This window comes from Flavobacterium tyrosinilyticum (assembly GCF_023656565.1).
GTDB lineage: Bacteria > Bacteroidota > Bacteroidia > Flavobacteriales > Flavobacteriaceae > Flavobacterium > Flavobacterium tyrosinilyticum.
Genome location: NZ_JAMOKG010000001.1, coordinates 1,239,859 through 1,257,038, shown reverse-complemented (window position 1 = coordinate 1,257,038; position 17,180 = coordinate 1,239,859). Strand labels below are relative to the sequence as shown.

At 33.6% G+C, this 17,180-nt stretch carries 18 protein-coding genes; 9 read left to right on the top strand and 9 right to left on the bottom strand.

Annotation, left to right across the window (positions count from 1 at the left end; translation table 11 throughout):
• The first annotated feature begins 88 nt into the window (after positions 1-88).
• From NCC77_RS05525 to NCC77_RS22950, 5 genes are all read left to right on the top strand, one after another.
• Positions 89-754, top strand: a complete 666-nt coding sequence (locus NCC77_RS05525; RefSeq protein ID WP_250834691.1) for an SCO family protein — start codon at positions 89-91, stop codon at positions 752-754.
• A gap of 103 nt (positions 755-857) precedes the next feature.
• Entirely contained in the window at positions 858-1,097 is a 240-nt protein-coding gene (locus NCC77_RS05520; protein ID WP_008465698.1) for a FeoA family protein, read from the top strand.
• The gene (gene feoB / locus NCC77_RS05515; protein WP_250834690.1) at positions 1,097-3,196 is read left to right on the top strand and encodes a ferrous iron transport protein B; all 2,100 of its coding nucleotides are present in this window, start codon (positions 1,097-1,099) and stop codon (positions 3,194-3,196) included. Before NCC77_RS05520 ends, feoB begins: the two co-directional genes overlap by 1 nt.
• A 6-nt stretch (positions 3,197-3,202) precedes the next feature.
• A complete protein-coding gene (locus NCC77_RS23045; RefSeq protein ID WP_095930202.1) occupies positions 3,203-3,328 on the top strand; it encodes a FeoB-associated Cys-rich membrane protein in 126 nt (41 codons plus the stop codon).
• Between the two features lie 165 nt (positions 3,329-3,493).
• Positions 3,494-3,616, top strand: coding sequence for a hypothetical protein (locus tag NCC77_RS22950; protein WP_284705078.1), 123 nt, complete (start codon positions 3,494-3,496; stop codon positions 3,614-3,616).
• A 384-nt stretch (positions 3,617-4,000) separates the two neighbouring features.
• On the opposite strand, the gene NCC77_RS05505 is transcribed toward NCC77_RS22950, so the two are convergent.
• From NCC77_RS05505 to NCC77_RS05495, 3 genes are all read right to left on the bottom strand, one after another.
• Positions 4,001-4,654, bottom strand: a complete 654-nt coding sequence (locus tag NCC77_RS05505; protein ID WP_250834689.1) for an HD domain-containing protein — start codon at positions 4,652-4,654, stop codon at positions 4,001-4,003.
• A gap of 145 nt (positions 4,655-4,799) precedes the next feature.
• Complete coding sequence (locus NCC77_RS05500) at positions 4,800-5,795, bottom strand: acyl-ACP desaturase (RefSeq protein ID WP_250834688.1); 996 nt, start codon at positions 5,793-5,795, stop codon at positions 4,800-4,802.
• Between the two features lie 45 nt (positions 5,796-5,840).
• A complete protein-coding gene (locus NCC77_RS05495; RefSeq protein WP_250834687.1) occupies positions 5,841-6,587 on the bottom strand; it encodes a lysophospholipid acyltransferase family protein in 747 nt (248 codons plus the stop codon).
• Positions 6,588-6,712: 125 nt separating this feature from the next.
• Between NCC77_RS05495 and rnpA the strand changes: the two genes are divergently transcribed.
• The 4 genes from rnpA (at position 6,713) to NCC77_RS05475 (ending at position 10,444) form a co-directional block, all read left to right on the top strand.
• Positions 6,713-7,117: a ribonuclease P protein component gene (rnpA, locus tag NCC77_RS05490; protein ID WP_250834686.1), complete on the top strand. Its 405-nt coding sequence runs from the start codon at positions 6,713-6,715 to the stop codon at positions 7,115-7,117.
• A 214-nt stretch (positions 7,118-7,331) separates the two neighbouring features.
• On the top strand, positions 7,332-7,997 hold the full coding sequence (locus NCC77_RS05485; RefSeq protein WP_250834685.1) for a DUF4349 domain-containing protein: 666 nt from the start codon (positions 7,332-7,334) through the stop codon (positions 7,995-7,997).
• A 2-nt stretch (positions 7,998-7,999) separates the two neighbouring features.
• Positions 8,000-9,637 carry a S41 family peptidase gene (locus tag NCC77_RS05480; RefSeq protein WP_250834684.1) on the top strand — a complete coding sequence of 546 codons (1,638 nt, stop codon included), beginning with the start codon at positions 8,000-8,002 and terminating at the stop codon, positions 9,635-9,637.
• 3 nt (positions 9,638-9,640) lie between these two features.
• On the top strand, positions 9,641-10,444 hold the full coding sequence (locus tag NCC77_RS05475; protein WP_250834683.1) for an OmpA family protein: 804 nt from the start codon (positions 9,641-9,643) through the stop codon (positions 10,442-10,444).
• A 93-nt stretch (positions 10,445-10,537) separates the two neighbouring features.
• Here the strand turns inward: NCC77_RS05475 and NCC77_RS05470 are convergent, their stop codons facing one another.
• From NCC77_RS05470 to NCC77_RS05445, 6 genes are all read right to left on the bottom strand, one after another.
• Positions 10,538-10,984, bottom strand: coding sequence for a GNAT family N-acetyltransferase (locus NCC77_RS05470; protein WP_250834682.1), 447 nt, complete (start codon positions 10,982-10,984; stop codon positions 10,538-10,540).
• A gap of 158 nt (positions 10,985-11,142) precedes the next feature.
• Complete coding sequence (locus tag NCC77_RS05465) at positions 11,143-11,784, bottom strand: DUF1579 domain-containing protein (RefSeq protein WP_250834681.1); 642 nt, start codon at positions 11,782-11,784, stop codon at positions 11,143-11,145.
• Between the two features lie 145 nt (positions 11,785-11,929).
• Entirely contained in the window at positions 11,930-12,898 is a 969-nt protein-coding gene (locus NCC77_RS05460) for a DUF4837 family protein (RefSeq protein ID WP_250834680.1), read from the bottom strand.
• A gap of 46 nt (positions 12,899-12,944) precedes the next feature.
• Entirely contained in the window at positions 12,945-14,762 is a 1,818-nt protein-coding gene (locus tag NCC77_RS05455) for a LysM peptidoglycan-binding domain-containing protein (protein WP_250834679.1), read from the bottom strand.
• A gap of 110 nt (positions 14,763-14,872) precedes the next feature.
• Positions 14,873-16,060: a phosphoglycerate kinase gene (locus NCC77_RS05450; protein WP_250834678.1), complete on the bottom strand. Its 1,188-nt coding sequence runs from the start codon at positions 16,058-16,060 to the stop codon at positions 14,873-14,875.
• Between the two features lie 158 nt (positions 16,061-16,218).
• A complete protein-coding gene (locus NCC77_RS05445) occupies positions 16,219-17,175 on the bottom strand; it encodes a PorP/SprF family type IX secretion system membrane protein (protein ID WP_250834677.1) in 957 nt (318 codons plus the stop codon).
• Between the last annotated feature and the right edge of the window lie 5 nt (positions 17,176-17,180).

The window sequence follows — 17,180 nt, the reverse complement described above, 5'->3', positions numbered from 1 at the left end:
CTCGTAAAAGTTACAAAAGCCTGTTAAAAAAATAATTCAGTAAAGTTTTTAGAATCTGCTTTTTGTATTTTTGCGCCAAATTATTTTTATGAAATCGCTTTTATATAAATACCGTAAATTCTTTATTGTTCTAATAGTATTTTCGGTTGTTACGATATCTTTGTTTTACTCGGCTTTAAAACCCAAAAAGACACTTCCTATTTATAATCCAGCTGATGTTAATCCTGAATTGGTAGATAGTACAGTTCAATATAAAAGCAAATACCACACAATTGCCGATTTTTCTTTTATCAATCAAAATGGCGATACGATTACCCAGAAAAATTACGAAGGAAAAATTTATGTTGCCGATTTCTTCTTTACCACTTGCGGATCGATCTGCCCAAAGATGTCAACCAATCTTGTTGATGTTCAAAAAGCGGTTTTGAACAATCCGAAAGTAATGTTGCTATCTCATACCGTTTTTCCAGAAGTTGACAGTGTTTCTGTTTTAAAAGCTTATGCCATTAAATATGGAGTTGTCGATAGCAAATGGAATTTGGTTACTGGTGACAAAAAACAAATCTACACTATGGCCAGAAAATCGTATTTGGCTGTTAAATTAGGAAGACCAGATCAGCTTTATGATATGGTACATACTGAGAATTTTGTTTTGGTTGATCAAAAGCGCCGCGTTAGAGGTTTTTATGACGGAACAAACAAAGAAGATATAAAACGTCTTTTGGAAGACATCGAATTCCTTTCTCAAGAGTAAAATCCCTTATTTTTAGAAACATTTAGCATTTGTGGAAGTGTTAAATGCCTTGAAATAGAGAATAATTGCCTACTTTTGCAATCTAAATTCAATCTAAATAAGCTTGCAAAATACAATACACACTCTGAAAAAAGGCGAAAAAGCCATTATCAAAGATTTTGATATCGATCTTATTCCACTTAAATTATTAGAAATGGGTTGTCTTCCTGGCAGTTTAGTTGAATTGCTTCAGGTTGCTCCTTTTGGCGATCCATTATATTTAGATATTAATGGTTCTCATGTTGCCATTCGAATTGAAACAGCTCGTGAAATTGAAGTTGAACTTATCAAAACCAATTTGTAATGAGTGTTCAGAATATCAATGTTGCCCTTATCGGAAATCCCAATACCGGAAAAACTTCCGTTTTTAATCAATTAACAGGTCTTAACCAACAAGTTGGAAACTATCCTGGAATCACGGTTGAGAAGAAAATAGGATTTTGCAAATTACCTAATAACGTAAAAGCTAACATTCTAGATTTGCCTGGAACGTATAGTTTGAATGCGAGTTCGATGGACGAAAGTGTAGTAATCGAACTCTTGCTAAACAAAAACGATAAACTATATCCAGATGTAGCGGTTGTTGTAACAGATGTCGAAAATCTAAAACGAAATTTACTAATCTACACACAGATAAAAGATCTTGAAATTCCGACGATTTTGGTTATCAATATGTCAGATCGTATGGAGCGTAAAGGAATTTCTTTAGATATTCCGTATTTAGAAGAAAAACTAAAAACAAAAATTGCGTTAGTAAGTTCCCGAAAAGGTTTAGGAATTGAAGAATTAAAAGAACTGATTGTTTCTTATAAAACACTTCCACACGAACCTTGTTTGAATGCTTCTGTAATTGATCCTGAATATTTTGAAAAATTACAAAAAGCATTTCCAAACCAATTAATGTATAAATTGTGGCTGGTCATTACGCAAGATGTCAATTTCTTGAATTTAGACCGTAATGAAATCCGAAGCACTTTTACCAAATCACATTCAGAATTAAAACGTTTACAACAGAAAGAGACCATCAAAAGATATCAATTTATCAATGATGTTTTAAAAGAAGGTTTAAAGATTGATGCTTCGATGGCGAAAGATATCCGAGCAAAATTGGATCGCGTTTTAACGCACAAAGTTTGGGGTTACTTTATTTTCTTTGCCATTTTATTCTTGATTTTCCAATCGATTTTTAGCTGGTCAACTATTCCAATGGATTTCATTGACAGCACCTTTGCTTCTTTAAGCAGCTGGGTTGCAGCAGAACTGCCAAGTGGTATTTTGACCGATTTACTTTCGCAAGGAATTATTCCTGGAATTGGCGGAGTTATTATTTTTATTCCGCAGATTGCTTTCTTGTTTTTATTTATTTCTATTTTAGAAGAAAGCGGTTATATGAGTCGTGTCGTATTCTTAATGGACAAAATCATGCGCCGATTTGGACTTTCAGGAAAAAGTGTCGTGCCTTTAATTTCTGGAACTGCCTGTGCAATTCCCGCGATTATGGCAACTCGAAATATTGAAAACTGGAAAGAACGCCTTATTACGATCTTAGTAACGCCATTCACGACTTGTTCGGCAAGATTACCTGTTTATGCGATTATTATCTCATTGGTTATTCCGAGCAAAAGAATTTTTGGAGTATTAAATCTTCAAGGATTAACACTTATGTCACTTTATGTTTTAGGATTTTTTATGGCCATTTTATCGGCTTACATTTTGAATAAGGTTCTAAAATTAGACTCAAAAACATATTTTGTTGTTGAAATGCCAAGTTACAAAATGCCTCTTCCAAAAAATGTTGGAATCAATGTAGTAGAAAAAACAAAAGCTTTTGTTGTTGGTGCAGGTAAAATTATCTTGGCGATCTCTGTTATTCTTTGGTTCTTGGCCTCATACGGACCTGGAAAAGAATTCAACGAAGCCGAAACTATCGTAAAAGAAAGATTTGCCAATACGACTTTAGACGAAACTCAGTTTGAAAATGAAGTTAATTCTCAAAAATTAGAGAATTCCTATATTGGATTAATGGGACGCGCGATCGAACCGGTAATTCAGCCTTTGGGTTACGATTGGAAAATCGGAATTGCTTTAATCAGTTCTTTTGCTGCCCGCGAAGTTTTCGTGGGAACTCTGGCAACCATTTACAGTGTTGGAGATACCGATAACGAATCGACTATAAAAAGCAAAATGCAGGCAGAAGTTTGGCCAGATACCGGAAAAAAAATATTTGATTTTGCCACTGGAATTTCTTTATTGCTATTTTATGCTTTTGCTATGCAATGCGCCAGTACGTTGGCGATTACCAAAAAAGAAACCAATTCATGGAAATGGCCTGCCATGCAACTATTTTTAATGAGTGGTCTCGCTTATTTTACCGCATTAATTGCGTATCAACTTTTAAAATAAAAAGTTATGTTTCAGGAAATAATAGCCTTTGCCATATTAGGAATTGCAGTTGCTTTTTTGATTAAAAAGTTCTTCTTTAAATCAAAAAAGAAAAAAGACTGCGGTAGTGGAACCGATTGTGGATGTTCTTAAAAAGGGACAAAGGAACAAAGGTTCACAGATACAAAGTAAAAAAAGCTGTTCATTTTGAATGGCTTTTTTTATGAATAAAATGTCTTATTCTGTTATTTTAAAAACCTAGAATAACTTATTAGTATATTTCCTAAAACTATTTTTGTCTTCTAAATTTATTAAAAAATGACACCAGAAGATAGAATGGAAGTAATACGAGACAACAGAGTAGCTCGATTACTGTGGTTTGCAATAGGTTTTTTCTGCGCAACCATTATTACTTATTTGATAATGAAACATCATCATTAGTTTTTTCTCGGTTTTATCTAATTAAGAATATAGAACAAAGAATATAGACTGTAACTTTGACTGAGACTGAAAACTGTGATTAAAAAATGTCTTATTATAATGGTTTAAAAGCTTTTCAAGGCACCATCACACCGTAAGTAAAATTATTTTTGAATTTTTAAAAATACATTTGAAATGACAAGGTTTGAAAAAAGGGAAATGATCAGAAATATCAACATAACTAGGATACTATGGTTTTCAATTGGTTTTTTATGCGCTTTTGTAATAATGTGCTTTCTAAAATCCCGATTATAATCCTATAAAGCTTCTGATATACCCTATCACAAAATAAAAAACGGCTCTAGATTAGAGCCGTTTTTTATTTTTATAATCTGAATGTAATTTCTATTTCAACCCTTCCCACTCGGCATAAAACTGAGCTAGAAAAGTTTCCATAAAACGATGTCTTTCTGCCGCGATTTCTTTTCCTTTTTCGGTATTCATTTTGTCTTTAAGCAGTAAAAGCTTTTCGTAGAAATGATTAATGGTTGGAGCATTGTTCTTTTTATACTCCTCTTTTGTCATATTGGTTACAGGCTCAATTTCTGGATTGTATAAAGCTCTGTTCTTAAATCCTCCATAATTAAAGGCTCTTGCAACACCAATTGCACCAATTGCATCAAGACGATCAGCATCTTGAACAACATCCAATTCGACAGAAGAGAACTTTCTTTCGAAATTTCCGCCTTTATAAGAGATATTTTCAATGATTTTAACAACATGGGCAATTGTGTCCTCAGAAACATTTTCTTTCTCTAAAAATGCTCTTGCTGTTTTTGGCCCGATTGTTTCGTCTCCGTTGTGAAATTTACTATCTGCAATATCATGCAATAAAGCACCCAATTGCACCACTGTAAGATCGCACTCTGTTTCTTTGGCAATCAAAATTGCGTTCTTATAAACTCGCTCAATATGAAACCAATCATGTCCACCCTCGGCATCATTTAGTTTTTCTTTAACAAAAGCAATAGTTTTAATAATCAGTTGTGAATTGCTCATATAGAGGTTTTTACAGTTTATAAAAAATGTTGATTGTCAAAGATTTTGAATCTCCAACAATCAACAAATATGTTTTAAAGCAACATTGTTGCTTTTTTAAATTCCAAATTTTTTAAATTCCAAATTCCAATCTAAAATCTAAAATTTAAAGTCTTGCTGGTTCAACCCATTTAAAAATATGCGATTCTTGTGGGATCACAATTCTTTCTGAAATTCTCGCCATACGAGCTGGTAATTTCATTAAGTAATCACGAGCTTTTTCTGCTTCATCAGTCAAATTAGAAATCTTATCAATTTCCCATTTGTTAATTAATTTCTGCATGATATCTACATAATCGTTTGCAGTGTAAACACCAATACGCTGTGCTGAATCTGAAAACTGTTCGAAAGCTGTGCTTATTTTTTGACCAGATTCTCTCAAGAAATGAGCCGGCATAACAATTTTCTGCTTCATCATGTATTGAAAAGCTAACATCATTTCGCTTGGATCTACTTGGAAAATTCTAGTAACAAATTCGCTGTATGCATGGTGGTGACGCATTTCGTCTCCAGCAATCATTTTACACATTTTAGACAACTTGTTATCGCCAAATTTCTTAGCTATCTGAGCTACTCTATTGTGCGAAACATAAGTTGCTAATTCCTGAAAACTAGTGTATACAAAGTTTTTGTATGGGTCAGTTCCAGTTCCAATATCAAAACCGTCGTTGATCAAATGCTGTGTAGTCATTTCGATTTCACGCATATTCACACGACCAGACAAATACAAGTATTTATTTAAAAGATCTCCGTGGCGGTTTTCTTCTCCAGTCCATTGTTTTACCCACTTAGCCCAACCGTTTCCTTGATTTCCTTCTTGCTGATCTATTCCTTCAACATCCATTAACCATGACTCGTAGGTAGGCAAAGCTTCTTCTGTGATGGTATCTCCAACAAGAGTAACCCAGAAATCGTATGGAAGTTCTTTAGCAATCTCGCGTAATTCTTTTACCTCTTCAAAGAAGTTTTCTCCTTGAGAATTTGGTAAGAAATCCGACGGCTGCCAAATTTTTTCCACTGGAATTAAATACTGTTCAACGAAGCTATCCACGTTTTTTTCCAAAAACTGCATTACTTCTAATCTAATGTTTTTTATAGACATTACTTATTATAGATTTGAGTTGTACGTTTTAGCTCGGACTAAAACTTAAACTTGTTTATATTCATTTATTCCTTCTTTAACTGCTTTTTCAGCAATCTCCATCAGCTCTTCAAACTTGTAATCTTTAACAGCCAAAGCTTTATGAGCAGTAAACTTGAGGTGATTTCCTAAACCAACAGGAAAAAAACCAAACTTTACCATTTTCCAAGAATTATTGATGCCTACTGGCACAACATACGCAGATGGTGCATATTTGCATAAAATTTTTAAACCGCTTTGCGCAAATTCTTTTGGTACTCCCGTTTTACTTCTTGTCCCTTCTGGGAAAATAACGGCAGATCTTGTGTTTTTTTCGATATATTCAGACAAGCCTTTAATAACGGGTATCGCTTGTTTAGGGTCTTTTCGGTCAATTAAAACAGATCCTCCGTATTTCAAATTAAAAGAAACACTTGGAATTCCGCTTCCTAACTCCTTCTTACTTACAAATTTACAATGAAAACGTCTAAAGTACCAAATCATTGCCACGATATCGTACATACTTTGGTGATTTGCCACAAAAATAATCGGCACACCCTTCGGAACCGTGTCTACTCCTTCAATTGTATATCTTGTCCCGACAAGATTAGTACATTTTAAAAGACAGAAATTTAAATAATCAACACTTTTTTTGTGAGCCTGGTAACCAAAAACATTTAAACAAATCCACTGAATTGGGTGAAAAACAGCCAAACACAAACCAAATAATAAATAGTAAATTACCGATATGGGATAAGAAATAATTTTTTCCATGCTTCAAAAATTAATGCGCAAAAGTAGTAAATATATTTTTAGACTTATTAAAATTGAAAACAATAACTGTTTTTATGGTTTAATTGTACCTTTGCACTAGAATTTGCAAATTTTTTCTGAATTAAATGAACTTTACTTACCCTAAAAACGAGCGTTTAAAAAGCAAAACGACAATTGGATTACTGTTTTCTAATGGAAAATCGGTGTCCAAATACCCGCTTCGTTTGGTTTACCGTCAAGCGGAAGCAAATTCAGAAGAACAAACCAAAATTGGCGTTTCGGTTTCTAAGAAATATTTTAAGAAAGCCGTTGATCGAAATTATTTCAAAAGAGTTTTGAGAGAAACCTATCGATTAAACAAACATTTACTTTTAGATAATCTGGATCAGCCATATTCGATAATGCTTTTTTATCAGACCAAAGACCGTTTATCTTACGAAGAAATCAATACTAAAATGATTCAATTGTTTGAGAAATTTGCAGCTCAAATCAACAAACCACAAGATTCTGATACGAAAACAGAAGCGTAAATTTCAAAACGTAAGATTATTAATCAAGTTAGACAAAAAAATCGTAGTTTTAGCTCTAAATTGAAATTTTATGCGTCAACTTTTCTTTTTATGTGTTTTTTTGTTGATTCTTTCTGGATGCAGTAAAGCTAAATTTTCAGAAAAGGAATCTGAATCTCTAGGCATCACACTTAGTCAAGTAACTCCAGGACAAAAAAGTTTAAGTTCAAACTCATTGGATGTTCCTGAAAAAATTATTAAAAATGCTTCAATAAGGTTTGAAACAGATGATCTTGAAAAAACATTTTCGCAAATTCAAAATGCAATAAAAGAGAATAAAAGTATTGTCTTGAATGATTCTGAGGGAAAAGATGATCACTCATTATATAGAAATATCACTGTAAGAGTTCCGAGTGAAAATTTTGATCAATTTGTAAATTCAATTTCAAAAGGCGTTTCATTTTTCGAAAGAAAAGAAATCTCTGCAACAAATGTTACAGACCAATATATTGATATTAACTCAAGATTAAAAACAAAAAAGAAACTCGAAGAACGTTATCTTGAAATTTTAAAGAAAGCAAACAAAGTCAGCGAGATTTTAGAAATTGAGAAACAAATTTCAGTGATTCGAGAAGAAATAGAAGCTAAAGAAAGTGAGCTGAAATATTTGGAAAGTCGAGTTTCTTTAAGTACCGTTACCATTGAATTTTATAAAACGATTGCCCAAAAAGAAGGCGTTAAGATATCTTACGGTTCAAAACTTTGGAACGCTGTCAAATCTGGATTTTTCAGTTTATCCGATTTTTTAATTTCCTTAATCAGCGTTTGGCCGTTTGTAATATTATTTGTTGTATTTGCCTATTTTATAAGAAGAAGATTAAAAAGAAGAAAAAAAGAATAATCATGTATCCGTATTTCAAAAAGAAATTTATTATACCAGTCGCTGCGGCGGGAATGTTGTTTGTTGGAACCAGTTTTAAAGAAGACTTTTTTGAGATTGCCAAACAAATTGAGATTTTCACCACTTTGTTTAAAGCCGTAAATACCAATTATGTTGACGAAACCAATCCCGGAGATTTGATGGACAAAGCGATCAAAAGTATGCTGGGAAGTTTGGATCCGTATACCGTTTATTTTAACGAGCAAGATGTTGTTAATTTTAAAATCAATAATACCGGAGAATATACTGGAATTGGCGCTTTGATTTCGAGAAAAAAAGATCGCTTAATTGTTCGTGAACCTTATAAAAATTATCCTGCCGATAAAGCGGGACTAAAAGCAGGAGATGAAATTATTCAGATTGGCGATGTTCTGATTGCTGATTTTAAAGATGATGCCTCTCAATTATTGAAAGGAACAAAAAACACTAAAATCAACATCAAATACCTTCGTCAAGGAAAACCAAATACTACCGTTTTGGTTTTAGATGAAGTAGATATTAAATCGGTTCCTTTTTACGGAAAAATAGATGATAAAACAGGTTATATAGTTTTGGCACATTTTAGCAGAAAAGCTTCTGCCGAAGTGAAAGACGCATTGGAAAAACTAAAAGCCGACGGTGCCAAACAAATTGTTTTGGATTTGAGAGGAAATCCAGGTGGTTTATTAAACGAAGCCATTGATATCTGCAATTTGTTTGTTCCGAAAAATGAAGTAATTGTTACGACTAAATCTAGAATTGAAAAACACAACAACACTTATAAAACACAGAAAGAACCAGTTGATACTGAAATTCCTTTGGCAATTTTAGTAAACGGAAGAAGTGCTTCGGCTTCAGAAATTGTTTCGGGTGCTTTGCAGGATTTGGATCGTGCAGTTGTTTTAGGAAGCAGAAGTTTTGGTAAAGGTTTGGTACAGCGTTCTGTTGATTTAACTTATGGAACTCAATTAAAAGTAACCATTTCAAGATATTATACGCCTTCTGGAAGATGTATTCAGGCTCTGGATTATGCACACAAAGACAAAAATGGCGTAGCGCAAAAAACGGATGCCAAAAACTATAATGCTTTTAAAACTAGAAAAGGCAGAACGGTTTATGATGGCGGAGGAGTTTTACCAGACATAGAATTGGAAGAAGCAAAAACCAGCTCAATTGCTACTGCTTTAATCAAAAATGATGGTGTTTTTGATTATGCCACAACATACTATTACAAAAATCCAAATTTGGGTGATAAGATTCCGACTTTGACCGATGCAGATTATACTGCTTTCAAACAATATCTTAAAACTAACAAAATCACTTTTGACACAGACACCGAAGTGGCTTTAAAAAATACTTTAGCTGCGGCTAAAAAAGAAAAAATAGACGAGACCATTACTGCCGAATATCAGCAATTGTTAAATGCTTTAGAAAAAAGCGAAACTACTTTACTAGATAAAAACCAAAAAGAGATTAAAAACATGATTTTGGAAGAATTGATTAAAAGATACCAATATCAGGAAGGTTTATATCAGTATTACTTAAAAAACAATTCTGAAATTAAAAGAGCAGTTAGCGTATTAAATAACCAGACAGAATATAAGACGATTTTAAAAATGTAGTGAATGAAGATAACTCTAGCTCTGATTCTTTTTTCATATTATACAGTAAACGCACAACAAAAACCTGTTGAGACTATTTATTTCGAATTCGACAAGTATGATTTGACAGAAAAGCAAATCAGTGTGGTTTCTAATTTTATAAAAAACATAGACACTTCTAAAGTAGAGTCTATACAGATTTATGGCTATTGTGATGATCGAGGAAATGATGAGTATAACTTTAGATTGTCAAACAATCGAGCCAATACGATTCAGGATCTGTTGATCAAAAAAGGATTCAATCAAAGTAAAATTGTTATTCTGGAAGGAAAAGGACGTGTTGTTGTAAAAGCAGATACGATAGAAAATCTGTACGAAACACGTCTCCGAAATCGGCGGGTGGACTTAATTGTGGTTAAAAAGAATAGTTTCGGAAAAGGAATTCACACTTCTTTTAAAGACAAGTTAAAAGTAGGCGATAAAGTTTGTCTGGAATCTATTTTGTTTGAAATTGGAAGCGCCAAACTAACTCCCAATTCTAAAAAAGAACTAGATAAAATTGCGACAACGCTTCAAGATCATCGAAACTTAAATTTTGAAATACGCGGACACGTTTGCTGTACACCCGAAATTTACAGCGACGGAATTGATAGAGCTACTAAAGAAAGGAGACTTTCTTGGAATCGTGCCAAAACTGTTTTTCATTATCTAATGTCTAAAAAAGTATCCAAAAGCCGCATGACCTATATTGGATGCGGCAATAGATATCCTTTAGGCCGAGGCGATACTTACGATCGGCGGGTGGAGTTTGTGATTACTAAAATTTAGTTTTTCTAAGATTCTAAGATGCTAAGATTCTAAGTTTTTTTTACTTATTGGAATATGCTAAAAAACCCTTGTGGATTTTTTACTTCATTTTAATCATTCTCGAATCATCTCGATATGCGGAATATCATCTTCTAAATACATTTCGCTTGTTTGAACAAAACCGTGGCTTTCGTAGAATTTCTTCAAATACAATTGTGCTCCTATAGTAATTTTATCTTTTCCAAAATTGGATTGAATTTGAGCTATAGCTTCTCGCATTAATTCGTGTCCCCATTTTTTGTCTCTGTAATTTTGATCTACAACGACTCTTCCGATCGAAGCGTTATCGAAACTAATCCCCGCATCAAATAAGCGCGAATAAGCTACTATTTTACCTTCAAATTCCCCCAAAAGGTGTAATGCTTTCTTGTCCTTGCCATCAAGGTCTAAATAAACACAATTTTGTTCGACTACAAAGATTTTGCTTCGCAATCTGAGCAAATCATATAACTCATGAACCGTTAACGCCTCAAAAGGCTTTATTTTCCATTTTAATTCCATTCTACTTTGTTTTTGCCACAAAGGCGCGAAGGCGCTAAGTTATATATTTTTTTAGCTGTGCTAAAGTTTCTTATAGAAATCGCAAAGACACAAAGTTATATTTCCTAGAATAAATCTTTGTGTCTTTGCGCCTTGCTTCTTTGTAACTAACTAGAAAATCACTTTTTCGTCATTACTATTTCCATGCTTTTATATTCAGTTCCATTTTTTGTATCGTACATTTCCATTTTTCGGGTTTTAGCATCTACGATAGTGTAAACTTCTCTGTACTTGGTATTTTTTGCTGTTACTGGATCGGCCATTTCTCCGTCGTAATCTATACTCTTGGTACTTTCGTTATACTTTCCTTTGCCAATCATCATTCCAGTTCCCATATTATCAATAAATGTGGAGATGTATTCTTTACTCGCATTATTATAGCCTACAGTGCCTTTACCATCAAATGGCTGTCCCATCATAGTTCCTTTGTAAGTTGCTTCTTGAAAGCGTCCGCCTAAGATCATTTTAATTTCGGCTACACAAGTTTCTTTTTCAGGTTTTGCATTGGCATCCGACCAAAATGTCATATCACAATTCCATGTTCCAACTTCATCAGCCAGTATTTTATGTGGATTTCCAGGTGTTGCATAATCTTGCCAAGCTTTCATCTGCGCTGCAGAATCTAATGGTGCTTCAGCAACTGGTTCTTCCGTTTTAATAGAATCTGTCGCTGTTGTAGGTGTGGCTTCTTCCTTCACTTCTTTTTTACAAGAAATAAAACACAGTGTTATTAGTACTAAGGTTGTGGTTAATTTTTTCATAACTAATTGTTTTTATGTTTGTTATGAATAAAAGTACGAAATTTTTTGTTTCAGGTTTAAAGTTTCAAGTTTCATGTTGACATACTGAACGAATTGAATCGCAAAGAAACTTCAAACCTGAAACCTGAAACAAAAAACAAATCCCCTATCGTTTGTCTATTCTGACTGTTTTAATAATGGCTTCAAGTTCTAGCATTAGATCCCGTTCTTGATGTGAGGGTGAATAAGAGAATCCTTCAATAACCAAAACACGATTAAAAGTTGGGTCTATAATGGCATAATTGATAAATGGTCCAGTCATGAAATCATTTTTCAATTCCCATGTTCCTTTTGTTTCAAAGGCTTCTTTATTGTCCAACATTATTTTTGAGAAATAAGGTGCGTAAGCTTCGCTGGTAATCATTTGTGTATTGGGTTCACGTCCCTGAATGTATTTACCGATTGAATCACGCATTTTGACAATAGCATTTACAACGTCTTTTTTCTTCTTGAAATTATATAGCGGAATCTGGTAAATTAATAAACTGGTATTACCACTGATAATTTCCTTTTTAAGCCAAATGAATTTCTTTTTATGCAACATGTATTCATATCCTGTCGGGATTTGAATATTGATGTGAAATTTGTTCTTAATAATTGCTTTATTTAGCAATGAAGCACTATTATCTTCTTGAATTTTCTGAATTTCGGCATCGTGAATAATTTTGATTATTTGCGGTGCGTTCAGTTCAAGACTGCATATAATATCGTCTACCGATTTTCCGTAAATGCGAAAGGTATTGTGAGGAAGGGTTGTGCTTCGAATGATTTCGAATTTCTCTGCGTTTGTTTTTTTGACTACAATGATGCTTCGGCTGTCGGTAACAAAACCTTCAAGCAATCTCGCAGGATATTGATTAATGGTAAAAAGTGGCTCTTCTTGAGTAAGTCCAAGAACCGGTGAGGCAAATTTATTTCTAATACTATCGCCTACTTCTCCGTACCACAACTGATCATCAATAATGACCGATATAGTATTGGTCTTTCCAGAAACTGTTTCGCTTTGTTTTTCAGTTTTAAAACAAGCAGTTAGGAAAAATGGAATTAATAGCAATAAAAAATGGGTTTTATTCATTTTTTTAATTTATGAAATAAAACCCAAATTTAATAAGATTTTTCTATTATCCGTTTATTTTAAGTTTCATTCCCGGTTTAATATCTTCATCTTTAATACCATTCCATTTTTTAATATCTGAAATTGTTACTCCAGGATATTTTTTAGAAATGCTGTATAAAGAATCTCCTTTTTTAACGTAATAATCTTCACTAACGTTTTTAGAAGGTGCTTTTTTCTTGAATGAATCAACCGAGTTTGATGCAATTGCTGTTGAAGCTGGCTCTTCTATAACTATTGCTGCTTTAGAAATAATAAGTGTTTTTCCTAAACCAATGTTATTTGAAGTTAAATCGTTAAGTTCTTTTAACTCCGCAATAGTCGTACCGAATTTCTTTGCAATGCTACCTAAATTGTCTCCAGCTACTACAACATAGTCCATATCGACAGCTGTTTTCTCTTTATTTTCAGCAGCTGCGATTGCTTCTTCTTTTTTATCTACAATTGCATTTGCTTTAATAGCTGATGGTGTTGGCTCTTCCGATTTAATTTTTAAACTTCTGCCAATTGCAACGGCATTTGTTTTTAAATTATTCCATTTTTTTATCTCGCCAATGCTCACATTATATTTAGAAGCGATTGCACCTAAATTATCTCCTTTTCTAACTTTATAAAATTCAAAATCTCCACTTTCAATCGCAGCAGGTTTAACTGTTGCAGGTTTTGCTTTTGGAGCATATTTTACAGCTAATCTAGAAGATGTTGATCTAAATTCTGTATTGTGTTTTACATAAGCATAAATTTGCTCTTCGTTTGATACAAAGGTTGCTACTTTATCTTTCGGAAGTCTGATAAAATGCTGTTCACCCTGATAAAATGGAACTACTCCCATTTTGTATGACGGATTTAAAAGCTGAATCTGTGATTGTGGCATGTCTAACAAATCGGCGATCTGTTTGAAAGACATTTGATTTTTGATCGCTACAGTATCTGTTTCAAAATTTTTAACCACAGCTCTTTCCGGATTGATTCCGTGTTCTTTGTGGTATTCAAAAAGATACATTGTTGCTAAGAAAGCGGGAACGTAACCTTGAGTTTCTTTTGGAAGATAATTACGAATGTCCCAGTATTTTGTTTTTCCTCCAGAACGACGAATTGCTTTAGTAACATTTCCTGGACCTGAGTTGTAAGAGGCTAAAACCAGTTCCCAGTCGCCAAAAATATTGAACATTTTGGTCATGTATTCTGAAGCTGCTGCTGTAGCTTTAAGAGGATCACTTCTTTCGTCGATATAAGAATCGATTTTTAAAGCGTATTGTTTTCCGGTTCCGTACATAAACTGCCAAAGTCCCGTAGCGCCCATTTTAGAAACTGCTTTAGGATTTAAAGCAGATTCTACAACGGCTAAATATTTTATTTCCAAAGGAACGTTTTGTTTGGCAAAAGCATCCTCGAACATTGGGAAATAATATTCTGATAAAGCCATTAATCGAGAAAACGATTTTTTACGGTTCTTAAGAAATGACTTTATTATATTTTCTAAACCTTGATTGTATTCTATCTCAAAAGGTGATTTCTGATTCATCGCCGCCAAACGCTGTTTTAGCAATTCGGTTGGGAGTTCTTCATCAACAGTAACATCTTTGTTAATGGTTTGAATGTCTTTGGTCAGATCATCATAAATATCTAGACTTACCAATTCGTTCATCCAAAGACTGTCTACTTTTGTAGCTAAATGATCTTTCTTGAATGTGCTTTTAATAGAATCTAAATATGAAAGCTTAACCTCTGGCTTCAGTTCTACATCTGTCTTTGCCGTTTCCTGTGCACAGACAGCTAAAGAAAAGAAAGCGGAAACCACTAATGATAATTTTTTTACAATCATATAACATTATTTTAAAATTCTGTAATTCAATCTATTACAAGAGTTGTATTTTTGCAAATCTAAGCCCTTTATTGAAGAAAAGTGTTTAAAAAAATGTTAATTGTGATATTTTAGTCTAATATCGCTGCGATTCCAGGCAAAATTCTTCCTTCTAACATTTCTAGCATTGCCCCGCCACCAGTGGAAACATAGCTCATTTTGTCTTCAAATCCGAACTGTTTTACTGCTGCAACAGAATCTCCACCTCCTACTAAAGAAAATGCTCCATTTTCTGTAGCTTCAGCGATATAATCTCCTAATGCGATTGTTCCTTTAGAGAAAGTTTCCATTTCAAAAACTCCTAATGGACCATTCCAAAGAATTGTTTTTGACTCTAAAATAACTTTTTTGAAGTTCTCTAAAGATTTTGGACCTGCATCTAAACCTTGCCATCCGTCAGGAATTGCAGTTACGTCTACAACCTGAGTATTTGCATTGTTTGAGAAATCGTCTGCAGCAATAACATCAACAGGAATATGTACCTGAACTCCTTTTTCTTTTGCTAATCTTAAAATTTCTAGAGCCAAATCTAATTTGTCATCTTCGCAGATAGACTCTCCGATTTTTCCTCCTTGCGCTTTAATGAAAGTAAAAGTCATTCCTCCTCCAATAATCATGTGATCTACTTTATCTAAGATATTTTCGATAACAGTGATTTTAGAAGAAACTTTAGAACCTCCAAGAACAGCAGTTACAGGTTTTTCACTGTTTTTAAGAACTTTATTTAAACTTTCAATTTCTTTTGCCAATAATGTTCCGAAACATTTTTTGTCTTCAAAAAATTGTGCAATAATTGTAGTAGATGCGTGCGCTCTGTGAGCTGTACCAAATGCATCGTTTACATAAATATCTCCAAGAGAAGCTAATTCTTTAGCGAAAGCTACATCTCCTGCTTCTTCTTCAGCGTGGAAACGTAAATTTTCTAATAAAAGAACTTCGCCTGGTTTTAAATCTTTTGCTGCAGTTTGAGCTGGTTCTCCAACGCAGTTTTCAGCAAATTTTACTTGAACTCCTAAAATATCAGAAGCTGTTTTTAAGATATGTTTTAGAGAGTATTTCTCTTCTGCTCCTTTTGGTCTTCCAAGGTGTGACATTAAAATCACACTTCCGCCTTGAGCTAAAATAGCATCAATTGTTGGCTTTGCAGCTTCAATACGTGTTGTATCTGTTACATTAAAATTCTCATCCAATGGCACGTTGAAGTCAACACGGATAATTGCTTTTTTATTTTTAAAATCGAAATCGTTTAAAGTTTTCATCTGCTAATTTTTTTAATTTTTTGAAAGAATAACAAATATAGAACTTTTAATGAAGTCTAAATTTCAAAAAACTAAAAATAATCCATTAATAAAAACGAAAACGTTGTAAATTATGAAAACAAACAAAATAATTCTCAAAAATGATAAAAATTACTTGTCTAATCGTGAACTGGACTTTGTGTACAAGGACAGTTACTGATAGATTGTAAGAAATCGAATCCGATTGTGATGGAATGTGTTCCTGTGTTATACGTTCCAAGTCCATTAAACATTAACTGGTAAGAGTATGCAAAATAGAATTTAGATTTCATAAAACCAGCCATTGGTCCCATTGCCAATGGTTTTGGGAACTGGTCATTTAAGAAACGGTAAGACACTCCAATCCAATAGTAATCTTCGTAACGATTGTAACGTCTGTACTTGAAGTTAAAATCGGTTGTAGAACGCTGGTCATTTGCAAAGTACTGTAAGAAAACCGATGGTTCGTATTCGATACGTCTGTTTTCTCCATCTTTAAAAGTAAATCCAGAATATACCTGAAAGTTCGATAAAAGATCTGGTTCATTTGCTCTTTCAAGACTAATATTCTTTTTCAATACGTTGTTGGCATTGAAACTAAAATAAAACCCTCTGTTACGATACAGCGCACTAAGATCAAAGTTGTTATTTGATGTACGGCGATCGTCTGTTATCCCTCCGTCAGTTCCCGTAAAATTATTGGTTTCTAAACGAAAAGTATTGATGTTATACGAAATACCAAATGAAAGGTATTGTTCTGTACGATAATCTAAGATCAAGTGGTGCGCAAATGACACTTTGGCTCCCGTTTGTCTTGTATTACCATTGCTATCATTATACAATGACAAACCAACTCCAGAACGATCTAAAACACGAAAATCTGCATACAATGATTGGTTATCTGGTGCGTCTTTAATTCCGACCCACTGTGTTAAACCATTGGCTCTAATACGGAGATTATCTCCAATACCAGCATAAGCAGGAGAAAGAATAAAAGGGTTATCAGCTAAATACTGGGTAAACACCGGTAGGTTTAACTCTTGGCTGTAACTTGTTGTTACAGCCATGAGTACTAAGGATAAAATAAGCTTTTTCATTGTAA